The organism is Mesorhizobium sp. L2C084A000 (genome assembly GCF_000502875.1).
In the GTDB taxonomy this organism is placed as follows: Bacteria; Pseudomonadota; Alphaproteobacteria; order Rhizobiales; family Rhizobiaceae; genus Mesorhizobium.
This window is the reverse complement of the sequence record NZ_AYWX01000002.1, coordinates 660,059-685,638: the sequence shown is the minus strand read 5'-3', so window position 1 is coordinate 685,638 and position 25,580 is coordinate 660,059. Positions and strand designations below refer to the sequence as shown.

The 25,580-nt window shown below is 63.5% G+C and carries 14 protein-coding genes and 1 pseudogene; 10 read left to right on the top strand and 5 right to left on the bottom strand.

Features of this window, described 5'->3' with window-relative positions; all coding sequences use genetic code 11:
- Positions 1 to 41: 41 nt before the first annotated feature.
- From X735_RS158025 to X735_RS158040, 4 genes are all read left to right on the top strand, one after another.
- A complete protein-coding gene (locus X735_RS158025) occupies positions 42 to 1,148 on the top strand; it encodes a DNA topoisomerase IB (protein WP_023809972.1) in 1,107 nt (368 codons plus the stop codon).
- A 107-nt stretch (positions 1,149 to 1,255) separates the two neighbouring features.
- A complete protein-coding gene (locus tag X735_RS158030; RefSeq protein WP_023809971.1) occupies positions 1,256 to 1,630 on the top strand; it encodes a YciI family protein in 375 nt (124 codons plus the stop codon).
- Positions 1,627 to 2,901, top strand: a complete 1,275-nt coding sequence (locus tag X735_RS158035) for an RNA polymerase sigma factor (protein ID WP_023809970.1) — start codon at positions 1,627 to 1,629, stop codon at positions 2,899 to 2,901. Before X735_RS158030 ends, X735_RS158035 begins: the two co-directional genes overlap by 4 nt.
- Positions 2,902 to 3,110: 209 nt before the next feature.
- A complete protein-coding gene (locus X735_RS158040) occupies positions 3,111 to 4,646 on the top strand; it encodes an aldehyde dehydrogenase family protein (protein ID WP_031212791.1) in 1,536 nt (511 codons plus the stop codon).
- A 44-nt stretch (positions 4,647 to 4,690) separates the two neighbouring features.
- On the opposite strand, the gene X735_RS158045 is transcribed toward X735_RS158040, so the two are convergent.
- Entirely contained in the window at positions 4,691 to 5,557 is an 867-nt protein-coding gene (locus tag X735_RS158045; protein ID WP_023809968.1) for a hypothetical protein, read from the bottom strand.
- 152 nt (positions 5,558 to 5,709) lie between these two features.
- Positions 5,710 to 6,573, bottom strand: a complete 864-nt coding sequence (locus X735_RS158050) for a hypothetical protein (RefSeq protein ID WP_023809967.1) — start codon at positions 6,571 to 6,573, stop codon at positions 5,710 to 5,712.
- Positions 6,574 to 6,945: 372 nt separating this feature from the next.
- Here X735_RS158050 and X735_RS158055 point away from each other — a divergent pair, with 372 nt between their 5' ends.
- The gene (locus X735_RS158055) at positions 6,946 to 8,736 is read left to right on the top strand and encodes a ShlB/FhaC/HecB family hemolysin secretion/activation protein (RefSeq protein ID WP_245273144.1); all 1,791 of its coding nucleotides are present in this window, start codon (positions 6,946 to 6,948) and stop codon (positions 8,734 to 8,736) included.
- 10 nt (positions 8,737 to 8,746) lie between these two features.
- Positions 8,747 to 15,427 carry an MBG domain-containing protein gene (locus X735_RS158060; protein ID WP_196815311.1) on the top strand — a complete coding sequence of 2,227 codons (6,681 nt, stop codon included), beginning with the start codon at positions 8,747 to 8,749 and terminating at the stop codon, positions 15,425 to 15,427.
- 291 nt (positions 15,428 to 15,718) lie between these two features.
- Here X735_RS158060 and X735_RS158065 read toward each other — a convergent pair whose 3' ends face one another.
- The 3 genes from X735_RS158065 to X735_RS158075 all read right to left on the bottom strand — a co-directional run bounded on the left by X735_RS158065 (position 15,719) and on the right by X735_RS158075 (position 18,539).
- Positions 15,719 to 16,054, bottom strand: coding sequence for a hypothetical protein (locus X735_RS158065; RefSeq protein ID WP_023809964.1), 336 nt, complete (start codon positions 16,052 to 16,054; stop codon positions 15,719 to 15,721).
- 62 nt (positions 16,055 to 16,116) lie between these two features.
- Complete coding sequence (locus X735_RS158070; protein ID WP_023809963.1) at positions 16,117 to 16,965, bottom strand: endonuclease/exonuclease/phosphatase family protein; 849 nt, start codon at positions 16,963 to 16,965, stop codon at positions 16,117 to 16,119.
- Positions 16,966 to 17,075: 110 nt separating this feature from the next.
- Complete coding sequence (locus X735_RS158075) at positions 17,076 to 18,539, bottom strand: phosphatidylserine/phosphatidylglycerophosphate/cardiolipin synthase family protein (protein ID WP_023809962.1); 1,464 nt, start codon at positions 18,537 to 18,539, stop codon at positions 17,076 to 17,078.
- Between the two features lie 306 nt (positions 18,540 to 18,845).
- On the opposite strand from X735_RS158075, the gene X735_RS158080 reads away from it, so the two are divergent.
- The 4 genes and pseudogenes from X735_RS158080 (at position 18,846) to X735_RS01000000165665 (ending at position 25,576) form a co-directional block, all read left to right on the top strand.
- The gene (locus tag X735_RS158080) at positions 18,846 to 19,049 is read left to right on the top strand and encodes a hypothetical protein (protein WP_023809961.1); all 204 of its coding nucleotides are present in this window, start codon (positions 18,846 to 18,848) and stop codon (positions 19,047 to 19,049) included.
- Between the two features lie 436 nt (positions 19,050 to 19,485).
- Positions 19,486 to 19,974, top strand: coding sequence for a hypothetical protein (locus X735_RS1000000167250; protein ID WP_081734785.1), 489 nt, complete (start codon positions 19,486 to 19,488; stop codon positions 19,972 to 19,974).
- A gap of 190 nt (positions 19,975 to 20,164) precedes the next feature.
- Positions 20,165 to 20,680 carry an AraC family transcriptional regulator gene (locus X735_RS158090; RefSeq protein ID WP_031212781.1) on the top strand — a complete coding sequence of 172 codons (516 nt, stop codon included), beginning with the start codon at positions 20,165 to 20,167 and terminating at the stop codon, positions 20,678 to 20,680.
- A 196-nt stretch (positions 20,681 to 20,876) separates the two neighbouring features.
- A pseudogene (locus X735_RS01000000165665) lies at positions 20,877 to 25,576 on the top strand (YadA-like family protein).
- Positions 25,577 to 25,580: the final 4 nt, after the last annotated feature.

Sequence of the window (25,580 nt, the reverse complement as noted above, 5' to 3'; positions counted from 1 at the left end):
GTCGGCCAGTGGCTTATCTACGGAATTCGCGTGGAGCCGACATGTTGCAAAAATCCGGATTGTCTCCCAGCCGACCGGCTGGCCAGGATGCTGTGTCGCCAGATGGCGCGCCCAAAAACGGGGCACAAAGCTCGGCCGACCATGCGTCGCTTAGCTATGTCAGTGATGCTGAGCCCGGTATCCGGCGGCTGAAAACAGGCAAGGGGTTTTCCTACCAGGGACCTGACGGAGGGACAGTTTCGGACACTACCAGGGCCCGCATCGAGGCGATCGTCATTCCGCCGGCCTGGAGGGATGTGTGGATTTCGCCGGACGCGGACGGCCATATCCAGGCAACCGGCAGGGACCAGCGCGGACGCAAGCAATACCGCTATCATCCGCAATGGGCCGAAGAGCGCGATGGTGCCAAATATTCGAGCCTGGTTGCTTTCGCCGAGAGCCTGCCGGACCTGCGGCACAGGATCGACAGCGATCTGCGCCGTCGTGGCCTGCCGTTCGAGCGTGTCGTCGCCGCGGTCGTCTGGCTGCTCGACAACACGATGATCCGCGTCGGCAATGCCGCCTACGCCCGTGACAACAAGAGTTTCGGGTTGACCACGTTGCGCGACCGGCATGTGGATATTGTCGGTTCAAGCCTGCGCTTTGCCTTCAAGGGCAAGTCGGGCAAGGAGTGGAAGCTGAAGCTGGTCGACCGCCGCATCGCCAGGATTGTGCGCGGCGCACAGGACCTGCCAGGCCAGAAGCTGTTCCAGTATCTCGATGAGGACGGCAACAGGCGGCCGGTCCGCTCCGAGGACGTCAACCGCTATATCCGTGAGGCGGTCGGTGACGCCTTCAGTTCGAAGCATTTCCGCACCTGGGGCGGCACCATTCACGCCGCGTCGCTGTTTGCCCAAACGGAACTGCCGCAAAGCCGGGCGCAGCGAAACAGGGCGATGAACAGCGTTATCGACAAGGTTGCCGAGCGGCTGGGCAATACGCGTGCCGTCTGCCGCAAATGCTATATCCACCCGCGGGTCTTCGAAGCGTGGTCCGAGGGGCGGTTGCTGAATGAAATGGCGCAAGCCAACAAACGCAAACGCTCAATCGATGGTCTCGATGACGAGGAAGCTCTCGTGCTGCGATGGCTGAAACCGCGAGAAAGCTGACCAGCGCGGCCGGCCGTGGCCAAATCCGCCACATCTGGATTTTTTTATCGACGTGGTGTCGGGATCGGTCTTACTGTTTCGTCCTTTGACAGAGAAAAGGACCAGCCATGCTCTACGCAATCCTCTGCTATGCTTCCGAAGATGTCGTCTGCTCCTGGAGCAAGGCACAGGACGACGAGGTCATGGCCAATATCCTCGGCGTTCAGGAAAAATATGCCAAGGCCGGCCGGCTTGGCCCGGTGGCACGGCTTCTGCCGACGACCGCCGCGACGACCCTGAGAAAGGTCAAGGGTGAATCGGTCGTCATCGATGGGCCGTTCGCCGAGACCAAGGAACAGTTTCTCGGCTTCTACACGCTCGAATGCGCTGATCTCGACGAGGCGGTGGAGTTCGCCCGCGAGCTTTCCGAGGTCAACCCGAGCGGTGGGTCGTATGAAATCCGGCCGGTTTCGGTCTTTAACCCAACAAGGGTTTCCGCATGACCGAAATGGCCTGGATAAGCTCCGCGATCAGCGCCGCCCGCCCGCAGGCCATGGGTGCGCTGCTGCGTTATTTCCGCGATCTCGATACGGCGGAGGAAGCTTTCCAGGACGCGTGCCTCAGGGCGCTGAAGAACTGGCCGCAGAACGGGCCGCCGCGCGACCCGGCGGCCTGGTTGATCTTCGTCGGTCGCAACAGCGGCATCGATGCGGTGCGCAAGCGCGCCAAGCAGGCGCCGATGCCGGAGGAAGACCAGGTTTCCGATCTGGAAGACGCCGAGAGCGATATCGCCGAGCGGCTGGACGGGGCGCACTACCGCGACGACATATTGCGGCTGCTGTTCATCTGCTGCCATCCTGATCTGCCGGCAACGCAGCAGATCGCGGTGGCGCTGCGCATCGTCTCCGGTCTTACGGTCAAGCAGATCGCGCGCGCCTTCCTGGTTGGCGAAAGTGCCATGGAGCAGCGCATCACTCGCGCCAAGGCGCGCATTGCGGACGCCGGCGTGCCGTTCGAGACGCCGGGCGCGGTCGAGCGGTCGGAACGGCTCGCCGCCGTCGCCGCCATGGTCTACTTGGTCTTCAACGAGGGCTATTCGACCAACAGCGGCGAGGCGCCGGCCCGCGCACCGCTGTGCGAGGAGGCAATCCGGCTGGCACGGCTGTTGCTGCGGCTGTTTCAGACCGAGCCGGAGATCATGGGGCTGACGGCGCTGTTGCTTCTGCAGCATGCGCGCGCACCGGCCCGTTTCGACGAGAGCGGCGAGATCGTGCTGCTCGAAGACCAGGATCGCAGCCTGTGGAGCCGCAAGATGATCGATGAGGGGCTGGCGCTGGTCGACAAGGCGCTGCGCCATCGCAAGCCCGGCCCCTACCAGGTGCAAGCGGCGATTGCCGCGCTGCATGCGCGGGCCGAAAAGGCCGAGGACACCGACTGGAACGAGATCGATCTGCTCTATCGCTTGCTCGAGCAGATGCAGCCGTCGCCGGTGGTCACGCTCAACCGGGCCGTCGCGGTCTCGAAGGTGCGTGGACCGGCAGAGGCGCTCGCCATGATCGAGCCGCTGGAAGAACGGCTTTCCGGCTATTTCCATTTTTTCGGTCTCAAGGGCGGCCTTTTGATGCAACTCGACCGGGGCGACGAGGCGCGCGTCGCCTTCGACCGCGCCATAGCGCTTGCGAACACGGCGGCGGAAGCTGCCCATATCCGCATGCATATCGACCGGCTGATCAAGGACGGTGCGGTACGCCCAGCGGCCAAGAAGGCAAACTGAGCGCCATCTGGCTCAATCGTGCAGTTTGGGCTTAGACCATGCCGGGGTGGTGATTTTCCCTTGAACCGAGTAATGCCACGCGATGATCGTGCCTGAGGTGCCTTTGTGCACGCGGGCAGCATGGCGCCAGGCTTTGACCGGCGTGCCTTTTGTGCATGTCGTTGTCCCAAAACCGCTGGGCACTTTTGGGCGACATGCATTATGAGCGACTGGATCTGAAAGGGACAAGAATGACGATAGGCAAGGAAACGACCGAACTGCTGGCGAAACTGGGTGTGGCCAAGGAGACGCTGGTCGGCGGCGACCTGATCGTGCGCAGCCCGGTGACGGGCGAGCAGATCGCGGCGCTGAAGACGATCTCACCGGCTGACGCGGCCAAGGTGATCGATGCCGCGCACAAGGCCTTCCAGGCCTGGCGCATGGTGCCAGGCCCGCGGCGTGGCGAACTGGTGCGGCTGCTCGGCGAGGAGCTGCGTACGCACAAGGCCGAGCTTGGCCGGCTGGTCTCGATCGAGGTCGGCAAGATCCCGTCCGAGGGGCTCGGCGAAGTGCAGGAGATGATCGACATCTGTGATTTCGCCGTAGGCCTCTCCCGGCAATTGTACGGCCTGACCATCGCCACCGAGCGCCCAGGCCATCGAATGATGGAAACCTGGCATCCGCTCGGCGTCGTCGGCGTCATTTCCGCCTTCAATTTCCCGGTGGCTGTGTGGTCGTGGAATGCCGCCCTGGCGCTGGTCTGCGGCGACGCTGTGGTGTGGAAGCCGTCGGAAAAGACGCCGCTGACCGCACTTGCTTGCGAAGCCATCTTCAAACGTGCGGTCAAGCGCTTCGGCGCTGACGCTCCCGATGGCCTGGCGCCGGTGCTGATCGGCGACCGCGCCGTCGGCGAGATCCTGGTCGATCACCCCAGAGTGCCGCTGGTTTCGGCGACCGGCTCGACCCGCATGGGCCGCGACGTCGGCCCGCGGCTGGCCAAGCGCTTTGCGCGCGCTGTGCTGGAGCTCGGCGGCAACAATGCCGGCATCGTCTGCCCGACCGCCGATCTCGACATGGCGCTGCGCGCGATTGCCTTTGGAGCGATGGGCACGGCCGGCCAGCGCTGCACGACGCTGCGGCGCCTGTTCGTGCATGACAGCGTCTACGACGCCTTGGTTCCGCGCCTCAAAAAGGCCTACGAGAGTGTGTCTGTCGGCAATCCGCTGGAGACCTCCTCGCTGGTCGGGCCACTGATCGACAAGGCGGCATACGAGGCCATGCAGAAGGCGCTGAAGGAAGCCGCCGCCCATGACGGCAAGGTGACCGGCGGCACGCGGGTCGAGAACGGCCACCCCGATGCCTACTACGTGCACCCGGCGCTGGTCGAAATGCCAAGCCAGGTATCCCCGGTGACGGAAGAGACCTTCGCGCCGATCCTCTATGTGATGAAATATTCGGATTTCGACGCCGTGCTCGACGAGCACAATGCGGTGGGCGCCGGCCTGTCGTCGTCCATCTTCACCCGAGACCTGCAGGAATCCGAGCGTTTCCTGGGTGTCGACGGATCGGATTGCGGCATTGCCAATGTCAACATCGGAACCTCGGGCGCCGAGATCGGCGGTGCCTTTGGCGGCGAAAAGGAAACCGGCGGCGGCCGCGAGAGCGGCTCCGACGCATGGAAGGCCTATATGCGACGTGCCACCAACACGGTGAACTATTCCAAGGCGCTGCCGCTCGCCCAGGGCGTGTCGTTCGACATCGACTGAAGGGCTCGCCGGCTTGGGCATCCCGCACGGGGGATGCCCACCGGTCAGCTGCCTGCTGGCGAGTCAAAGGCCTTGACGAACGCGGCATCGATGATAGCCAGCTTGACGGCCTGGGCGGTCATGTACTCCCGGTAGAAATCGCCCGACACCCACATCACCGAATTGCCGCGCTGGCCGAGCCAGCCAACGCTGCCGAGGTCTTCGGCATCCCGCAGTTTGCGTGCCAGGTGGGTTCGCGACAGCTTGAGCCATTTGGCCAAATCGCCGATCGAGACGACGCCAGTCGGTATTGCAGCGAGGCCGGCATGGTCGGGATCGACGCCCGATATCAGCCAGTCCATGACGACGCCGCCATTGTTAAGCCAGGTGAACAGCGAAAAGGTCCGCTTGGGCTCGCGCACGGGGCTGGAGGAGATCAGCCCGTCAGCCACCAGCGGTTGCACCCTTGCGAGCGCAAAGGGCCGCTCCAGAAACGTCGCCAGACGATTCGCGCCGTCGAGACTGTCCAGTGTGTGCAGATGAGCCATCATCCAGCCGGCGAGCGTGTCCAGCGTGTTCACTGTGGGCTGTATGGGGCGGATGCGGCCATCCTGAGCTGCCGAGAGGTGCTCGATGAAATTGTAGTGCAGCATCTCCTTGAGGAAGGCGTCGGCGGTGTTGCGGCTGGCGACGGAATTCTCCCGGATGACGTCGATGAAACGCGCCGCCGTCAACTGCTTGCGGTAGTCATCGGGCTCCCGTCTGAAATGCAGGGCAAGGCCGATATGCGCCATCAGCCAACGCTGCTGGGTGGCAAATATCGAGGCAAGCCTCGGGTTCGTCTCGTAGGTCTGGATAAGCGCCTGCGCCTGGGCACGGACACAGCGATGCAATGCCGGGTGACCGGCAATATGGTCCAAGGTCAGCGCCATTCTCCCCCCGTGCGTCAAGCCCCCCAACGCGAAGACGCAGATCACATTTTCAGCCTTCAAGGCCCGTGTCCAGACGCGCCCGCTCTATAACAGGTTATGATCGCCAGTAGACAATGTTCACGGCCCGGGCAGATATCGATCGCGCCGATCCTTCAGCGGTCTTCCGGAGCTGGAAAACAGGCGTCGAAGGCCGCATCGACAATGGCCAGTTTGGCGGCCTGGACGGTCATGTACTCCTGGTAGAAAGTGTTCGATACCCACATCACCGAATGGCCGCGCTGGCCGAGCCAGCCGATGCTGCCGAGTTCCTCGGCAGCGCGCAGCTTGCGGGCAAGGTGGGTCCGCGAGAGCTTGAGCCATCTGGCGAAATCTCCGATCGAAACCACGCTGGTCGGAATCTGGTCCAGGCCGGCATGATCGGGGTCGATGCCCGACATCAGCCAGTCCATGACGATGCCGCCATTGTTGAGCCAGATGAACAGGGAAAAAGTCTGGTTGGGCTCGCGCACCGGCTTGGAGGCAAGCAGGCCGTCCGCCACCAGAGGCTGCAGCCTGACAACCATGTCGGGCCGCTCCAGGAACTTGGCCAGCCGGTTGCCACCGTCGAGATGATCCAGCGTCTGCAGATGGGCAAGGACCCAGCCGGTGAAAGTCTGCACGGTTGCCGCCGTTGGCTGCAAAGGGTGCGTGCGCCCGTCGCCACCCGAAACATACTCGGCGACATGATAGTGCAGCATCTCCTTGATGAAAGCGTCCGCCGTGTTGCGGCTGGCCACCGCGTGCAGGTGTACGAACTCGGTGAAACGCGATACCGTCAGCTCCTTGCGGCGGTCGTGCGGATCGCGCCTGAAATGCATGGCAAGGCCGACATGACCCATCAGCCAACGCTGCTGCGTGGCGAAAATGGAAGCCAGTCGCGGGCTCGTTTCATAGATGTTGATCAGCGCCAACGACTGTGCCTGGACACAGCTATGCAGGGCCGGATGGCCGGCAATGTCTTCCAGATTCAGCGCCATCCTCCTCATGTTCCGAGTTAACTCCAATAGCGGAGTCGCGTCCACATTTTCCAGCCTTCGATAGCTGTGTCCAGAGGCACCAAATGCGAAGAGCAAGCCCAACCCGAACATGGGGCCGGCCACGACCGTTTCCATGGTAGGGTCCGCTAACCGGTTGCTGTGGCTTGGAAAACCCCTCCCAATAATAGTCAGCCGGACGGCCGCCCGTTGAATTGACGTTCACCAGAGCGAGGCATAGTTTCCGCGACATCCGAGCGGCGGGGGCACGCCTTCCCGGAAGTGAGTTCGAAAGCAGAAGCCAATTAACGAGCGATGAAATCTCGCGCGGTGGCGAAGCTTTGCCGAACTCTACCTCGAAGGACGAGTGATTGAGTGAAGTATACAAGCAAGATCGCGGTTGGCAGGGATAACGACTGTCACCCAGTTTTCGGCGGGCTGGCAGCCCGTAAGGGATGGTTGATCCTGTTTGCCGTCTCGGCGTGCCTGTGGCTTCAAACCGGCGCGTTTGCCCAGACAGCCAGCCAGATCACGCCGCCCAGCTTTCGGCCGCCATCGGCGGCCAACACGGCAGGCGTTTCCATTCCCGAAGGTGAGGGCCTCGAGGCGCCGGCGGGTGCCGAGAAGCTCAAGGTCAAGCTCGGGGATGTCGGCGTCGAAGGCGGCTTGCCCGACATGGCTGACGCAACACGCAAGATCGTTGCGGGCCTGGCCCATCGAACGGTCACGGCGGCGGAAATCTTTGCCGCGGCGCGAAAACTCGAAACCGAATATGGACGGGCCGGCTATGCGCTGGTGCGGGTGGTGCTGCCGGCGCAGAAGCTCAACGACGGCGCAGGGCTCCGGCTGGTCGTCGTCGACGGCTTTCTCGAACGGATCGACACCAGCAATCTGCCCGAGCGCATACGCGGGCGGGTCGAGGCAACGCTGGCGCCGCTCGTTGGACAAAAGAGCATCAAGCTGTCGGCGATCGAACGCAAGCTGCTGCTGGCTGGCGATACGCCCGGGGCCCGGCTGCGCTCAACCTTGCAGGCCGGAACAGCCAAAGGCGCCAGCGTGCTGGTCATCGATGGCAAATATCGCCCGATCGGCGGCCAGGCGACCGTGGACAACTCGCTATCGCCGTCGTTGCAGCGCTGGTCTACGGGCATCGGCGTCGATTTCAACTCATTGCTCGGCCTCGGCGAACTCGTCTATGTCAGGGCAGGCGGCTACCCCGATGGCGGCGAGAGTGGCCTGTTCACGGATGGCCCACGCAATCGCAACTATGCCGCGGGCATCGTCGTGCCGATCGGCTATGACGGGCTGACGCTCAACCTGGAAGCCAGCCGCACGCAGGCCAATCCGACAGCCGAGCCCGGCACGCTCGGCTTCGGCAGCGCCTTCGAGCGTTATTCGGCGCGGCTTCGATATCCCTGGATCCGCAGCCGTGCGCTTACGATCAGCACCGAACTGTCCTTCGACGTGCAGAACGACACGCTCGACGCGGTGACGCCGATTTCGCTGCCGATCGCCGAGGACCGGCTGCGCATTGCCCGGCTCGGTCTCGACGGCATCTGGTTCACACCGCTTGGCGGCGTCTTCATCGGCAACGTCGTTGCGTCCTTCGGTATCGATGGGCTCGGCGCGCGTTCAGCCGCCGATGCGACGCCGCTGCTGCCACTGTCGCGTCAAGGCGCCGACGCCGATTTCCAGAAGCTGGAGGTCTCGGCCAGCTACAGCCAGCCGCTGGCCACCCATCTCGGCCTCGATCTCTACGCCCGCGCGCAGACCTCGTTTGGCAAGCCGCTGCTGCAGTCCGAACAGATCGGGCTGGTCGGCGCGAACGGTCTGTCGAGCTTCGACGCGGGCGCGCTGCAGGGCGATTCCGGCTATGTGCTGCGCGGCGAGCTGTCCTCACCCTGGTACGTGCCGTTCACTGGCGGCATCGTTTCGTTGTCGCCCTACGTGTTCGGCGCTGTCGGCCAGGTCCATCTCGAAATGCCGACCGCGCTCGAGACGGCCAACATCGTCGGCGCGTCATACGGGCTTGGCCTGAAGGTCGGCACCGCGCTGGCGGGCGACGCGACCAACGCCAGCCTGACGCTGGAATGGGGCCGCCAGCATCGTGACAACCATCTGCCGACAAGCGATCGCTTTTCGCTCAGCGGCGCCGTCCAATTCTAGAGAGATGACCATGCAGCGCAAAGCCCACCTCCCACGGCGGCACCTGAACCGCACCGGCGCGCCGTCGATGGCGCTGCTTTTGACGTCGACGGCGCTTGTCGGCTTCACGTCGGCGCGGGCACAGGAACTGCCGACCGGCGGCAGCGTAGCATCCGGCGGCGTCACCATCGCCAACCCATCGTCGTCGCAACTGAACATCAGGCAGTCGACCAGTTCGGCGATCGTCAACTGGCAGAGTTTTTCGATCGGTGCCGGCGCGACAGTCACCATCGACCAGCCATCATCCTCGGCAACGATGCTGAACCGCGTCACCGGCGGCACCAAATCGACCATTGCAGGCCAGCTCAACGCCAATGGCCAGGTGTTCCTGGTCAACCCCAACGGCATTGCCATCTCCAAGACCGGCAAGGTTAGTGCCGCCGGCTTCGTCGCCTCCTCGCTCGGTATCAGCGACGAGGATTTTGAGGCCGGAAAGCTGGAATTCGAGGGCAAGGGAGCTTCAGCCGCCGTCTCCAACCAGGGTGCGATCAGCATCGGGCGTGGTGGCTATGCCGCATTGATCGGCGGCAGCGTCGACAATGCCGGCTCGATCACCGTGCCGCTTGGCAAGGTCGGGCTCGGATCGGGTGAGAAGGCAACACTTGATTTGTCCGGCGACGGCTTCCTGCAGGTTTCCGTGCCGAGCAAGGCTGACGGCAGCAATGCGCTGGTCAGCAATTCCGGCTTGATCAGTGCCGATGGCGGGCTGGTCGAACTCAAGGCGGCTGCGGTGCGCGATGCCGCACGCCAAGCCGTCAACATGTCCGGTGTCATCGAGGCACGCACGGTGTCTGGCCAATCCGGTGCCATCGTGCTCGGCGGCGATGAAGGCTCGGTCGAAATCACCGGCATGCTCGACGCTTCGGCCAAGGCCGGCGGCAAGGGCGGCAAGGTCACGGTCACCGGCCGCAAACTGAAGCTCAAAGCCGCCAAGGTCGATGCCTCGGGCAAGGATGGCGGCGGCAGCGTCAGGATCGGCGGTGACAAGCAGGGCAAGGGCACCTTGCAACGCGCGGTCACAACCGAGATCGATGCGAAGACGACAATCAGTGCCGATGCGACCGGCAACGGCACTGGCGGCACGGTCATCGTCTGGTCGGACGAGCAAACAAAGTTCGCCGGCAAGATTTCCGCACGCGGCGGTGATGACGGCGGCAATGGCGGCTTTGCGGAAGTGTCCGGCAAGCAGCGCCTCGACTTCACCGGTGAGGTCGATCTGCGCGCCCGCTTCGGCGACACCGGTGACCTTTTGCTCGATCCCTACAACGTCACTATATCGAACGCTGCCGGCAACACCGGCGGCAGCATGTCCGCCAACACCAATGACAGCGTCATCAACGTCACCACGCTGCAGAACCTTCTTGCAACGGCAAACGTCACCATCTCGACCGGCAGTGGCGGTTCGCAGGCTGGCGACATCACCATTGCAGCACCGATCGCCTGGAACACCAACACGCTGACGCTCAGCGCCTCTCATTCGATCGTCTTCAATGCGAACGCCACGATCGGCGGCGTCGGCGGACTGGCGCTCATCACCAACAATGGCGGCACCGGCGGCACGATCTCCTATGCCTTGGGCGCATCGGCGACCTTCACCGGCACGCCCGGTGCGCAGGCGCTGTCGGTCAACGGCCAGAGCTACACGCTGATCTATGATGTCAACGGCCTGCAGGCGATCAACAGCGGGCTCACCGGCAGCTACGCGCTGGCCAAGAATATCGATGCCAGCTCCACGTCCAGCTGGAATAGCGGTCTCGGCTTCATATCGCTGGGCACCGACGGCAACAGCAACATCCAGAACGGCGGCAACGGCTTCACCGGCTCGTTCGACGGGCTCGGCCACACCGTCGACAGCCTGTCGGTGACGCAGTCCGCTGCCCAGTATGTCGGCCTATTCGGCTATATCGGCGCGGGCGGCCTGGTCCAGAATGTCGGCGTCACCAATGTGACGGTCCGGGGGTTTAGGACCCTTGGCGGGATCGCCGGGTTCAATGCCGGCACGGTGGCCCAGAGTTATTCGACTGGTCAGCTGTTCACCACGCAATACGGGTCCACCTCAGGCGGTCTGATCGGCGAGAACGATGGCGCACTCTCTGACAGCTTCTCGACAGTGGTCATCAACGCACGCGACACAAATGCCGCGGGCGGCGCGGTGGGCTTCAACAATTTCGGCACCATCGATCGCGTCTATGCCATGGGCGCTGTCGATATCGGCAGCGGCGGCGCGGCCGTCGGCGGCCTCGTCGGATCGAATTATGGCTATTCGTTTGTCGGCGAGGGCGGCAGGATAACCGACAGCTATTCGACCGGCGCGGTCAGCGGCGGATGGAATGTCGGCGCGTTCATCGGCAACAACCTTTACGATGGCGTGATCACGGGCGCGTACGACACGTCGACATCCGGCCCCTACAACACCACATCCAGCGCCAAGCCTGCGATCGGCGGTGGCACCACCGGCCCCAATGTCAATGTCGTCGGCCTGTCGACCTCCAGCTTCCAGAATGGCGGCGCCAATGGACTGAGTGCCGCCTTTGGCGGCGGGACTGGCGGCCTCTATCCCTATCTGAAGAGCTTCTACCCCAATGGCGTCCAGGCGATCTCCGGAATTGCTTACAAGGATGCCGGCAACACGCCGCTGATTTCCGGTACCGGCCAACCCTATTACACAAAGAATCCCGGGCTGGTGTCCGTCGTCTCCGGCGGCGTGAACCTCGGCACAGTCTCGACCGGCGTCAACGGCTACTATTATCTCGCTCTGCCGGCCGGCGCGGTCTCGAACTCGGTGCTCGCTTACACCGTTGCCGAAGCGGACTCGGGCGCCAAGAATGGCGTGACCTTCCGGACCGGCCTGTCCGGCAGCAATGTCTCGAACCTCAACGTCTATGGCGACTGGCGGCTCGACGAGGCGGATGGCTCGATCGCCTCGCTGTCGGCGCTGAGCAGCGCCTATAGCGCGGCGATTGGGTCAGCCTCTGTCGGCAGCCTGTCCTTCGCCAATCGCCAGATTGAAACCGTAGCAGCCACCTTCGCCCTCAACCAGGCGCTGTCGGTCGGCACCGGCACGCTGGCGCTGTCGTCGAACGGCGTGGTGACGCAGACTAGTGGCCTGACGGCGGCGTCGCTGGTTCTCGGTGGCACGGGTAGCTTCACCCTGACCAACGCCGGCAACCAGGTCGGCAACGTCGCCGGCAGCGCCGGTTCCGTCGATCTGCGCGATGGTGCAAGCCTGACGATCGCCAGTGCTTCCAGCGCCCGTGGGGTTATGGCGACCGGGGTGAACACCACCGGTTCGGTGAAGCTTCAGACGACGGGCGATTTGACCATTGCGGCAAATGCGACAATCAGCGGAACGGATCCAGTGCTCTCGGCCGCTGGCCTGTTCGTCAACAACCGGGGCAGTGACGCCGTCGCCGCCACTAGCGGACGCTGGCTGATCTATGCGGCAAATCCCACCGGCAATACATTCGGCAATCTGGACAGTGGCAACACGGCCGTCTGGAACACGTCGGCGGGTGGTCCGGTGAGTGCGACAGGCAACCGCTATGTCTTTGCCTATCAGCCGACACTGACCTTCAAGTCTAGCAATGCGACCAAAATCTATGGCGATACCGCCCTGCCGGCACTGACCTATTCAGTGGCGGGCTACCAGGCGGGCGTGATCGGCGCCTATCTCGGCGACACCGCCGCCACGACCTTCAGCGGTGGCCCAAGCGTCACGTCCGTCAACCCGCCGGGCAATACACAGGTCGGAGCAGGATCCTATGCAATCACCGTCGGCGCCGGCAATCTCGCGGCGTTGAGCGGCTATGGCTTCGCCTACAACAGCGCGGGCCTGCTTACCATCGGCAAGCGCGCGGTGACGGTGACGGTGACGCCGGGCCAGGGCAAGATCTATGGCGATGCCAATCCATCATCCTATGCATACACCGTTTCGGATCTCGGCGCCGGCACGGCTCTGGTCGGTAGCCTTAGCCGCACGGCAGGGAACAGCGCCGGGACTTATGCCATCAACCAGGGCAGCATCACCAACACCAGCAATTCGAACTACGACATCACCTATGTCGACGCCAATTTCACCATCGCCAAGCGCGCGATCACGGTAAGGGCCGATGCCAAGAGCCGTACCTATGGCAACTCCAATCCGACGCTGACCTATCAACTCACAACAGGCAGCCTCGTCAGTGGCGACAGCTTGGGCGGTTCGCTGACGACATCGGCGACGACGGCATCCGGTGTCGGCAGCTACGGCATTGCGCAGGGCACACTCAACAACAACAACTATGCGATCAACTATGTCGCCGCCAATTTGTCGGTGACGCCGCGCGCCATCACGGTGACAGCCAACGCCAAGAGCCGCATCTATGGCGACAGCAATCCGGCTCTGACCTATCAGCTGACATCAGGCAATTTCGTCAATGGCGACAGCCTGAGCGGCGCACTGGCAACAACGGCGACGACGGCATCCGGTGTCGGCAGCTACGGCATCATGCAGGGCACACTCGCCAACGGCAACTATACGATCAGCTATGTCGGCGCCAATCTGTCGGTGGCGAAGCGCGCCATCACGGTGACAGCCGATGCCAAGAGCCGCATCTATGGCGATGCCATTCCAACGCTGACCTATCAGCTGACCACGGGCAATTTCGTCAATGGCGACAGCCTGAGCGGCGCGCTGGCGACGTCGGCCACGACAGCATCCGGTGTCGGCAGTTACGGCATTACGCAAGGCACACTCGCCAACAGCAACTATGCGATCAGCTATGCCGGCGCCAATCTGTCGGTGACGAAACGGGCGATCACGGTGACGGCCGATGCCAAGAGCCGCATCTATGGCGACGCCAATCCGGCGCTGACCTATCAGCTGACCTCGGGCAATTTCGTCAATGGCGACAGTCTCGCCGGTGCGCTCGCTACAACGGCCACGACAGCATCCGGTGTCGGCAGCTACGGCATCACGCAAGGCACACTCGCCAACAGCAATTATGCGATCAGCTATGTCGGCGGCAATCTCGCGTTGACCCCGCGCGCGATCACGGTGACGGCCGATGCCAAGAGCCGCATTTATGGCGATGCCAACCCGGCGCTGACCTATCAACTGACATCAGGCAATTTCGTCAATGGCGACAGCCTGAACGGTGCGCTGGCGACGTCGGCAACGACAGCATCCGATGTCGGCAGCTACGGCATCACGCAGGGCACGCTCGCCAACAGCAACTACGCGATCAGCTATGTCGGCGGAAACCTGTCAGTGGCACAGCGCGCGATTACGGTGACGGCCGATGCCAAGAGCCGTGTCTATGGCGATGACAATCCAACGCTGACCTATCAGCTGACCTCGGGCGATTTCGCCAATGGCGACAGTCTGAGCGGTGCGCTGGCAACGACCGCCACGGCATCATCCGATGTCGGCGGCTACAGCATCACGCAAGGCACGCTTGCCAACGGCAATTACGCCATCAGCTATATCGGCGCGGACCTTTCGGTGACACAGCGCGCCATCACGGTCACGGCCGATGCGGGCCAGAGCAAGATCTATGGGGACAGTGATCCGCTGTCCTACGGCTATGCGGTTTCCGGTCTTGGCGGCGGGACGGCGCTGGTCGGCACGCTTGATCGCGCCGAGGGCGAGAATGTCGGGACCTATGACATTGGCCGCGGCACCCTCAGCGATGCTGCCAACGGCAATTACGACATCACCTATGTCGGTGCCGGTTTCAGCATCGGCAAGCGATCCGTGACCGTCACTGCCAGCTCGGGTCAGGGCAAGACCTACGGCAATGCCGATCCGTCGTCCTATGGCTACACCTTCACCGATCTCGGCAATGGCGCGGCGCTGGTTGGCGCTCTCGACCGCACGACCGGCGAAGATGTCGGCGCCTATCAGATCGGGCAGGGCACACTCGCCAACGCGGCCAACTCGAACTACGACATCAGCTATGTCGGCGCCGATTTCAGCATTGGCAGGCGTGCCGTGACAGTCACGGCCAATTCGGGCCAGGGCAAGATTTACGGCGATGCCGACCCCTCCTCCTATGGCTACACCAGCACCGATCTCGGCAGTGGTGTGGCGTTGGTCGGCGCTCTCGATCGCGCCTTGGGAGAGAACGCCGGAGCCTACGCGATCGGCCAGGGCACGCTCACCGACAACGCCAATGCGAACTACGAGATCAGCTATGCCGGTGCCGACTTCAGCATCGGCAAGCGGGCGATCACTGTGGTGGCGGATGCGCAGAGCCGGCCGCAAGGCATGCCCAATCCGCCACTCACCTATTCGATCGGCGGTCTGGGGTTGGTCAACGGGGATACATTCCTTGGCGCGCTCTCGACTGAGGCGACACACGCTAGCCCTGCTGGCAACTATGCCATCGAACAGGGGAGCCTGACCCTCTCGGCCAACTATGAGCTGGCCTATGTCGGTGCCGATCTGGTGGTCTCGCCGCCCAACACGGTGCCGGCACCGGATGCGGCCAGCACGGTCGCGTACAACGCCGATGCCCATGCTGCCGGCGGGCCGGCTCGGGTTTTCTTCACCGGGCAGCCGGTGGATGGCGATGCGCAAACGCTGGTCGAAGACCCGCGCCTTGACGATCCCGCCTTCTGCCAGGGCGTGGCGGACGCAGCTTCCGTCTGCAGCGTTGCCTCGGTCCGGTAGGAAATGGGGACGCGCTGGTTGGCGCCTTGACCGCGTTGCCGGCGAGACTGTCGGCAGCTATACCATCGCCCAGGGCGGCATCACCAACGCCGCCAATCCGAACGGCGATATCACCTATGACCTAATGCCATGGCCGCCTGGGACCCGGCCGTCCTTGCCGCGTTGCCACGGTCCGGTGAGCGTGCGGGCGACCACGATTTGACGCGGTCAATTATCACCTCTCACATCAGCGCTACTTCGTCAGCCGATCATGCAGGGCCGGCTTTCGCCGGCCGGTTGCTCCGATCGGGATCAGCCGCAGACGCGGACCTCTTCGATCACCCTGTGGTGGTGGCGCCAATGCTTGACCAGTTCGATATGGCAGCGATGATGCCGGTGATGGCGGCGATATTCGCCGTACCGGTATTCGCCATTGTCATATTGAACGTTCTGGTCGCCATCATACTGATTGTCATAATAGCGATCGCGGTGGTGGCGGCGAATAACGATCCCACTATCGGAATCGTCATCCGGCAAATATCGGTCGCCGTCGTCGGACTGGATGGTCACGCTTGCCGCTTGCGTCGGCGCAGTGATCCCCGCTGTCGCGGCCAGTGCCAACAGGGAAGCCAGAATCAGCTTTTTCATCTCGTCCTCCTGCGTGTTCAAGACATGTTAACTCGCGGAAGAACCGGGCGTTCCGCTTAACTTTACACGCTTTGCGACGCGGAAGACATCAAGGCGTCATCGTCCACCCGTTCCAGGCGTACGAAGGCCGTCAGCGGCAGGTGGTCGGAGGCAACGCGCGAAAGCGGCGTGTCATGCGCGTTGATGGCGGCAATCATGCCGTGCCTGTTGGCCATGATCCGGTCGAGCGCCAGCAGCGGCAGGTTCGACGGGAAGGTGGGGACCGCCGGCGGCTGCGGGCCGAACGTCGCATGCAGCGTGTTGAGAGCGGAGCGGTTGCCGAGCCGCCATTCGTTGAGGTCGCCGAGCAGCAAGGTCGGTCTTTCGTCCGGGCTGTTCATCAGGTCGAGCACAACGCGCGCCTGCTGGGAGCGCGAGCGGCGCAGCAGGCCAAGATGGGCGGCGATGATGCGCAGCGTCCGGCTTCCATCGAGGTCGATCTCCGCCACCACCGCGCCGCGCGGCTCCAGTCCCGGAAGCTTGATCTGGTGCACGTCGCGAACGACGCCCTTCTTGAACAGCAGGACGTTGCCATGCCAGCCATGGCCCTTGCCGGTGGCCGAAATCGGCACCGGAATCAGGCCGGTTTCCCGCTCGAGCCGGGGCAGGTCGAGAAGCCCGACACGGTCGCCGAAGCGATTGTCGGCTTCCTGCAGCGCAATGACATCCGGATCGATTTCGCGGATGACGCGGATGATCCGCTCCGGGTCGAATTTCCTGTCGACGCCGATGCATTTGTGGACATTGTAGGAGGCAACCAGCGTGCCGGTGGTGGCTGTCGTCTTGAGTGCTGCGGCGTTAGCCTTCTGCATCCGGCGGTCACGAAGGGACAGAAGCATGCTTGCCGGGAGGCTGCGTCCAATTCTGTGCATCTCTGTGCTGCTCGTCCTCGCTGGTTTCAATTCAGAAGCCGGATACAGTGAAAATAGGCAATTTCGGCGTATGTTCCATGACAGACGAGTTCCTCAAGCGCACCTCCGCCTTAGAGATAGGGTGAACCGAGCCATAATACCCGGTCGAACAGCCTGATAAGAAACGGCCGGGCTCGCAAGGCTTCCAGCGTCACCGGCACGGCGGAGGCAATCGCCGACCCGATCCGCGTCTCGATCTCGCTGGCAAAGCCGGCATCGAGCACCTCCAGGTCGATCTCGAAATTCAGCCGCAGCGATCGGGCATCAAGATTGGAAGATCCGACATAGGCCCACACGCCGTCGATCGAAAGCAGCTTCGAATGGTCGAACGGTCCCTCGGTTCGCCAGACACGGCAATAGTGTTTGAGCACCTGATCGAACTGCGCCATCATCGCGCGGTCGACGAGGAAAAGATTGTTCACCGCCGGCACCACGATGTCGATTTCGACCCCGCGCCTGCCGGCGGTGATCAGCGCGCTGATCAGTTCCCGATCCGGCAGGAAATAGGGCGACATCACGCGTATGGACTTGCGGGCGACCGAGAATGCACCGATCAGCAGCTTGTGGTTGGTCTCGTTGCTGGCATCCGGGCCGGACGCGACTGCCCGCACCATCATCGGTGCGCCTGGCGGTGGCGACAGCGGGGCGATGCGCCAGGCGTCGCCCTTCAGCGCCTCGTTGGTGGCGAAGCGCCAGTCCTCGGCGGCGACCGAAAACAGGTCGGCGACGATCGGACCGGTCACCCGGAAATGTGTGTCCCTGGCGCTGTTGGAGCCGGCGAATTCGGCTGAGAAGCCTTTTCGGATGTTCATGCCCCCGGTGAAGGCGGCGATGCCGTCGACCACCAGGATCTTCCGGTGGGTCCTCAGATTGGCGTAGGGCAGGCGCAGGCCCATGACGATGTTGCCGTTGAAGACATCGGCGGGGATGTTGGCCTCGCGCAAATGCCCCAGGATGCTCGGCACCGAGTAGCGGGCGCCGACGGCATCGATCAGCACGCGGACGGTGACGCCGCGCCGGACGGCGCCGGCCAGCGCCTCGACGAAGAGCAGGCCGACGGCGTCATTGTCGAAAATATAGGTCTCGAGCAGGACGCTGCGCTCGGCGCCATCGATCGCCGCGCACATGGCGGCATAGGCCTCGTCGCCGGTCTCCAGCACATCGATTGCATTTCCAGGATTGAGCGTGCGCCGCGCCACCCTGTCGCCCAGTGTCCGCAAGCCCGTGAACCGTTGCCCGTAGCGCTCGACGATCAGGGCCTCTTCGACAGCGACGTCGCGCTCATGCTTGGCGGACACCGCGCCGTCGGCAAACGGGCGCTGGGCGGTGATCGTGGCGCGACGGATGCGGTTGATGCCTGCGACGGCATAGATCAGCACGCCAAGGATCGGCGACAGCACCATCACGCCGACCCAGCCGGTGGCGGCGCGGACATCTTCCTTGGTCATGACGGCATGGACGATGCCAGCCGTCGCCATCGCCACTGAGATGATCGCCAGAATTTGCGGCCAGTGAGTCGCCAGGGTCTCCAACATGCCGAGACTATCCAGCGAGCGGTTGCAGAAGGCAATGCAGCCGCTCGTGCCGCGCATTCGGTGGATGGTGGCATGCGGCCCTGGCTGAAGAGTTCGACCAGCCGCAGAGATCGATGGGTTGAAGCACCCCGATAGATCCTGTTCAGAAGGAAAAACCTGACCCAGGGGAAGCATAGAGCCTGGCATCGTCCTGTTCTGCTCGGGGCCTCCGAAGCCTCTTATGCTTTGGTACCACCTCTATTGTATATCAGGAGGAATGATTTTAGTGAATAAAAACACTTTGATTGATGGCGAGGGGGGCGCCGAATGATGAAATTCAACTTCGATGGACCTCTCGGCGATGACGCAGCTGCCGACACGTCGGCAGAATGCCAACGCCAATTGCTGCCTCTCGTCCGCGAGATCGTTCAGGCAGCCGTCGCTGCCGGGTGGAGCGAGGAAGACGTTCTTCTGGGTTTTGTGGAACTTACATGGGATTTGTATGAGAATCGTCGCGACGATCTGCAATGACCGGCGGCAAATCCGGTAGCTCTGCATTGTTGAATGGCCGCCGAAATGGCCAAACTGTCCCCTGAAGCAGGGCTCCGAATTCAGGTCAACCAGAGGCCTCGCGGCAGTTGGCGACTTTTGCGCACGCAGCTTTTCACGATAGGAATTTTTTCTTGACTCGGTGACCTCAGCTAAGCTACATATTCGTCCATGGTGCTGATTTGCGCCAGTGACCCGCCGCGCAGGCGGGTTTTTCGTTGATGCTCCGTCAGTCTATGCGCCGGCGAAGGTGTCGAAAAATGTTCCAGTCCCTCCCTTGTGACTGGTTCCTCTTATCCCGAACAAAATTTTTTCTTTGCGTACGGATGTTATTCACTATCCGCGGCATGTGCGTTACGCTGGGTCCGGGTCGGGCAAGGGGGATTTCAGGCAGCGGACAAAGCGGCAGAGGCCAGGCATGAAAAATACGGACGATGCTCGGGACAGCGGCGATTCCCGGGGCGTCAATCGAGAACGGACAGCTCGATATGTCCTGGACATAATTCCTGAAAGCGCAGGTCCCAGGAGGGCCACCACGCGGAGGAGTGTCATACACTCCGCCCGCGATCCCGTCCCGCAGACATTCCTGACCAAGGAGCCTTCCACCGGAATTGTGCTGAGGCCCATAGGCGGATTGAGAGCCTCGCTCGGCAGCGACAGGATCACGGAATACGGCGCGCCACGCGTGCGGGAATATCTCGACGAAAACGTCGTGCGAAAAGTCATCGCCGAATTGGCATCCTTCGCAGGGGTTTCATCCAACCATATCATAGCAACGTTCGGCGTGCCGCCGCATTGCGGTGAGTTGCCGATTGCCGAAGTCGCCTGTCTCGCCGGTTCTTCGGATCGGAGCCATCTGCCTGCGAGAACGCCGACCGGGGCCGCGCATGCTTCCCTCAAGAACTGAGGGCCCGGCCATGGCAAAATGGCAACGCCTGCTCACCCGCGACGCAAGACCGGAATTTTCTACAAGGCTTGCTGAGTTTCTCAAAATACATCCCGCTGCAAATCTGCCCCAAGCTCCGCAGGAGTCCTCTGGAATGTCATGCAGTCCGCGCATTGTTCGCCGTCCGGCCGGAACGATCCGATGAGTGGCGATGCCGGTCAGCTTCGATCAATCACGAATTGTTTTTCAGGGGAAAATGGAAGGAAGCCTTGGGTTGAACCTCATCTGGGACGTATCGGGAGGCCGAAAAATGCCGGGCGATGATGGTTTCCCCGGACCGGTTTCCGGAACCAACTCGCGACAGCCGACGCTCAACGCGAAAGGCGGGCTTTCCGTCCGCGCCGCGCGCCGCGTGCAGCAATTCCTGGACGAGAACTTTACGCGCAAGCTGGCGCTGGCTGATATGGCCGCGGTTTGCGGGCTTTCCCCCTATCATTTTGTGCGGGCTTTCTCGAGGACGTTCGGAATGCCGCCGCACCAGTACGTCCTCGACCTGCGGCTGGATTTCGCTGAAAGACTGCTTGCAGACAGCAGCATGACGATCGCCGACATCGCCCACTCGAGCGGGTTTTCAAGTCAGAGCCATTTTACCACCGTGATGAAGAAATACCGGCAGCGGACCCCGTTGCAGGCACGGGTGGGAAAGCTTAACGCCAAGGTTAGGTGAGGCGACGCTTATTTCATTGCTTTGTTTCTTGGTTTTAAAGCATTGGCTAAGGTAACAAGCCGTTAACCTCTGTAGGTTTGCTGCGCTCTTTTCTCACAAGGCAGCAATTTCGTGAAATACCGCGGGCAGGAATCATGTCTTCCTGCGGTGGAGCGGAATTGTCAGACATTTCGTGCCGGCCAGCGGAGAGGGAACCATGACCGACAATCAGATTTCGAACGGCTCGCTTCTTGTTCAGCGTCGCGCGGCGCATTTCGCCGGGCACTGGATCGCGGGGGCCGATCATGGCTCACGCTCGACGCGCCGCCGCCTAATGGCGGTGCTGCGCATGGCTCATTGCGTGCTGGGCATGGGGCGCAAGCGCCTGGGGCTGGGAACGCTGGGCGTCGGCGGGACGTCGGCGGCGGCGCTTGCCGTGATGGGGATCATGATCCCGCAAACGGCTTTCGCGCAGCTCGCCATTGGCAACGGGACTGTGACCAACGTCGCGAACTGCACGACTCCCTCCGCAGGGATACAAAGCACTGCCATCGGTTGTGCCAGCACCGCCACCGGGTCCGCCTCAACCGCCGTCGGCGATGGTGCCAAAGTGAATGGCGACGACGGCGTGGCACTGGGCACCGGTGCCACGGCAACGGGCAACGCTTCGATCGCTATCGGCTACACGATGAGTGCCAATGGCCTCAACGCCATAGGCATAGGTGTCTTCGCGGGCGCAACCGGCGTCAACGCGCTCGCTGTAGGCGGTAACGCCAAGGCCAACGGGGACGGAGCAAGCTCCATTGGCGTCAACTCAGTTGCAACCACAGGCGCGGCCGCCTTTGGCCTGAACGCGCGTGCCGACGGATTGAACTCGACGGCGATCGGCTATGTTACCCGGGCGACCGGGCTGCGCGCCACCGCTCTCGGGTTCGGGGCAACTGCATCCGGGCTGGATTCGCTTGCCCAAGGTAACAGCGCCACCGCAACCAACCAGAATGCCATCGCCATCGGATTCCAGGCGACCGCGACCGCGATCAACGCCGTCAATCTTGGCAACCGAACTGTTGCGGGAGGGGGCGCGCTGGCCCAGAGTGCCATCGCCATCGGTACGGATGTGACGGCGTCCCAGGTTGACTCCACCGCGATCGGGCGCGCGAGCAAGGCAACGGGAACGTCCGCCATAGCGATGGGCGCGACCTCGATTGCGAGCGGCTCTGCCAGCACCGCGGTCGGCAACGCGTCCGCTGCCAGCGGCATAAACGCCTCCTCATTCGGGACGGGTGCAAATGCGATAGGAGACAATTCTCTCGCAGCCGGCGTCAGTGCCAACGCCGGCGGAGTCGGCAGCACCGCGCTCGGCATAGGTACGTCGGCCGGCGGCGCCAGTTCGGCAGCCGTGGGCTTCCAGGCCCAGGCCGCCGGCACCAATGCCGCAGCCGTTGGTCCCCAGGCAAATGCATCGGCGATAAACTCGGCAGCGTTCGGCAACGTCGCCACGGCTTCGGGCCAATTCGCGCTGGCCCTGGGCAATTCGGCCGTATCGAGCGGAGTAGGCTCGGTCGCGGCGGGCTCTGGAGCCCAGGCCACGGACGTCTCCACCACGGCTTTGGGTAACAACGCCGCGGCGACCGCCGCAAATGCCAGTGCGCTGGGATTGGGCGCCACGGCCAGCGGAGTGTACGCCACTTCGCTCGGTTCCACATCCAAGGCCACCGGTGCCCGTGCGTTCGCCGGTGGCCGTTCGTCCACTGCGGGAGGCGACGACTCCATTGCCATAGGCACGACATCCATCGCGACAGCGGCGAGCTCGACAGCAGTTGGAGCGGGCGCTGTGGCACAAGACGTCAATGCGATTGCCATCGGTACCGCCGCCGGCGCTATCTCCGCCGACTCCGTCGCCATCGGCACGGGCGCGACCGCCGATGGCGGCAAGGNGGCGATCCGAGCTATGCCAGCGGCACCGGCGCCTTCACCGGTGGCGCCAACAACATCGCCAACAGTGACGGCACGGCGAGCGCCACCGCGGCCAATACGGCCAACGGCGCCGTCGCCATCGGCAACAACAACAAGGCCATCGGGCAGGGCTCGGTGGCACTGGGCAACGGCTCGACCGCGGGTGCGGCCGGCCTCGCCGGCAATGTCGCGCTGGGTAATGGCGCGACAGCGGCGGCGAGCTCCGGCGACGTGGCGCTCGGCTCCGGCTCGGTGACCACCACGGCCGTCGGCACGGCGAGCGGCGTGGTCAACGGCACGACCTACGCCTTCCAGGGCACCAACCCGCTCTCGACCGTCAGCATCGGCGCGGTCGGTGCGGAACGCACGCTCACCAACCTGGCGGCGGGGCGCGTCAGCGCGCTCTCGACCGATGCGATCAACGGCTCTCAGCTCTTCGCCACCAACCAGGCCGTCGACGCCATTGGCGTCACGCTCAGCAACATCAATGTCGGCGGCGGCATCAAGTATTTCCACGCCAACTCGACCCTGGCGGATTCACAGGCTCTCGGAACGGATTCCGTCGCGGTCGGCCCGAACGCCGTGGCCAACAATGACGGCGACGTGGCGATCGGCCTGAATTCGACATCGGGCGCAACGACCGCCGTCGGTGGCACAACGATCGGCGGCGTCAACTACACCTTTGCCGGCGCCACACCGGCCGGTGCCTTCTCGGTCGGCTCGGCGGGCGCCGAACGCCAGATCCAGAATGTCGCGGCCGGGCAGTTGAACGGCGGTTCGACCGATGCGGTCAATGGTTCGCAGCTCTTCGCCACCAACCAGCAGGTCACGCAGAATACGACCGATATCGCCAATATCGGCAGTGGCGTGACCGATCTCGGCAACACGATCAACAACATCGCCGGCGACACGTCGACCGCCTATACCGACGCCAATGGTGTGGGCATCCGCTACGCCCGCACCAACGAGGCAGGCTTGGCGCAAACCGATTCCTTCGCACAAGGCGTCGGCTCCACCGCCGTCGGCTACCAGGCGACCGCCACCGGCGTCAGCGCACTGGCGCTCGGCCGCGACAGCAATGTCAGCATCGACGGCGGCGTGGCGCTTGGCTCGGGTTCGGTCTCCGATCGCGCGATCGCTCCGCTTACCGGGCAACTGCCCGCCGGCCCAGCCAACTTCATCCAGTACAACACGACCGACAAGACGCTGCTCGGCGCCGTTTCGGTCGGCGACGCTACCTCGTATCGGCAGATCACCAATGTGGCCGACGGCACGCAATCTCAGGATGCGGTAACGCTTCGGCAGCTGCAGGGCGCCATCGCCTCCGTCTCGGTGACGTCGACGAAATACTTCCATGCCAATTCGGCGGCGGGCGACTCGCTGGCGGTCGGCGCGGAATCGGTCGCGGTCGGCCCGACGACGGTCGTCAACGGCGACAACGGCATCGGCATCGGCAATGGCGCCACTGTCGAGCAGGATGCACCCGGCGGCACAGCGATCGGCCAAGGCGCCCACGTGATGCTGGCCGACGGCCTGGCGCTCGGCACCAATTCGCTGGCGTCCGGCATCCAGTCGGTGGCGCTCGGCGCCGGCGCCCAGAGCACCTTCATCAACAGCGTTGCGCTCGGCGCGCAGTCCATCACCAGCGTCGGCGCGCAGGCCGGCTACACGGCCTTTGCGCTCGCCGGTTCGCAGACCTCGGTCGGCGAGGTGTCGATCGGCGCCGCCGGGGCCGAACGCAAGCTCACCAACGTCGCGGCGGGCTCGGCCGATACCGACGGCGTCAACGTCTCGCAATTGCGCGGCGTGACGCAAAACGTCAGCAACCTGTTCGGCGGCGGCACGACCGTCAATCCCGACGGCTCCATCACCGGCCCGACCTACACCATCCAGGGCAACAACTATTCCACCGTCTATGACGGCTTCACGGCCGTCGACAATGCGCTGACCAGCATCAGCAATGGCGGCGGCATCAAATATTTCCACGCCAACTCGACGCTGGCCGACAGCATCGCCGGCGGCACCAACGCCGTGGCGATCGGGCCGGAGAGTGTGGCGAGCGGCACCGACAGCCTGGCTGCGGGACATGGCTCGACGGCCACCGGGCAGGGCGCCGTCGCGCTCGGCCAAGGCGCCAAGGCCAACAACGCCAACGATGTGGCGCTCGGTTCCGGTTCGGTGACACAGACCGCCGTCGGGACCTCCAGCACCGTCATCAACGGCAAGACCTACACTTATGCCGGGACGACGCCGACCGGAACCGTCAGCGTCGGCGACGCCGGCGCCGAGCGGACGATCACCAATGTCGCCGCCGGCCGCGTCGATGCCGGCAGCACCGATGCGATCAACGGCTCGCAGCTCTACGCCACCAACACGGCGATCGAGGATCTGAAAGCCGGCGTCGGAAACCTTACCCAGAACGCGGTGACCTATGACACCCAGGGCGGCAACAAGACGAACACCATCACGCTGCAAGGTGGCGACGTCAACGCGCCGGTCGTCATCTCCAATGTCGGCCCCGGCGTCAAAGGGACCGATGCGGTCAACGTCGACCAGATGAACCAGGGCCTGACCGCGGGCAAGAGCTATACGGACAACCGCGTGGCCTACGCTATCGATACGTCCAACGACTACACCGACAAGGTGGCGGTCACGACCTTGCAGCAGGCCAACGACTATACCGACCAGAAGCTCAGCCAGCTCAATTCGGACATCAGCGGCATCCGCGACGAGGCGCGGCAGGCGGCCGCGATAGGCCTTGCGGCCGCCTCGCTGCGCTATGACGACCGGCCCGGAAAGCTGAGCGTCGCGGCGGGTGGCGGCTTGTGGCGGGACGCAGGCGCGTTCGCCTTCGGCGCTGGTTACACCAGTGAAGACGGCCGCATCCGGGGCAATCTGTCGGGCACGGCCGCGGGTGGGCATGTCGGTGTCGGCGCCGGCATCAGCTTCACCTTGAACTGAGGCA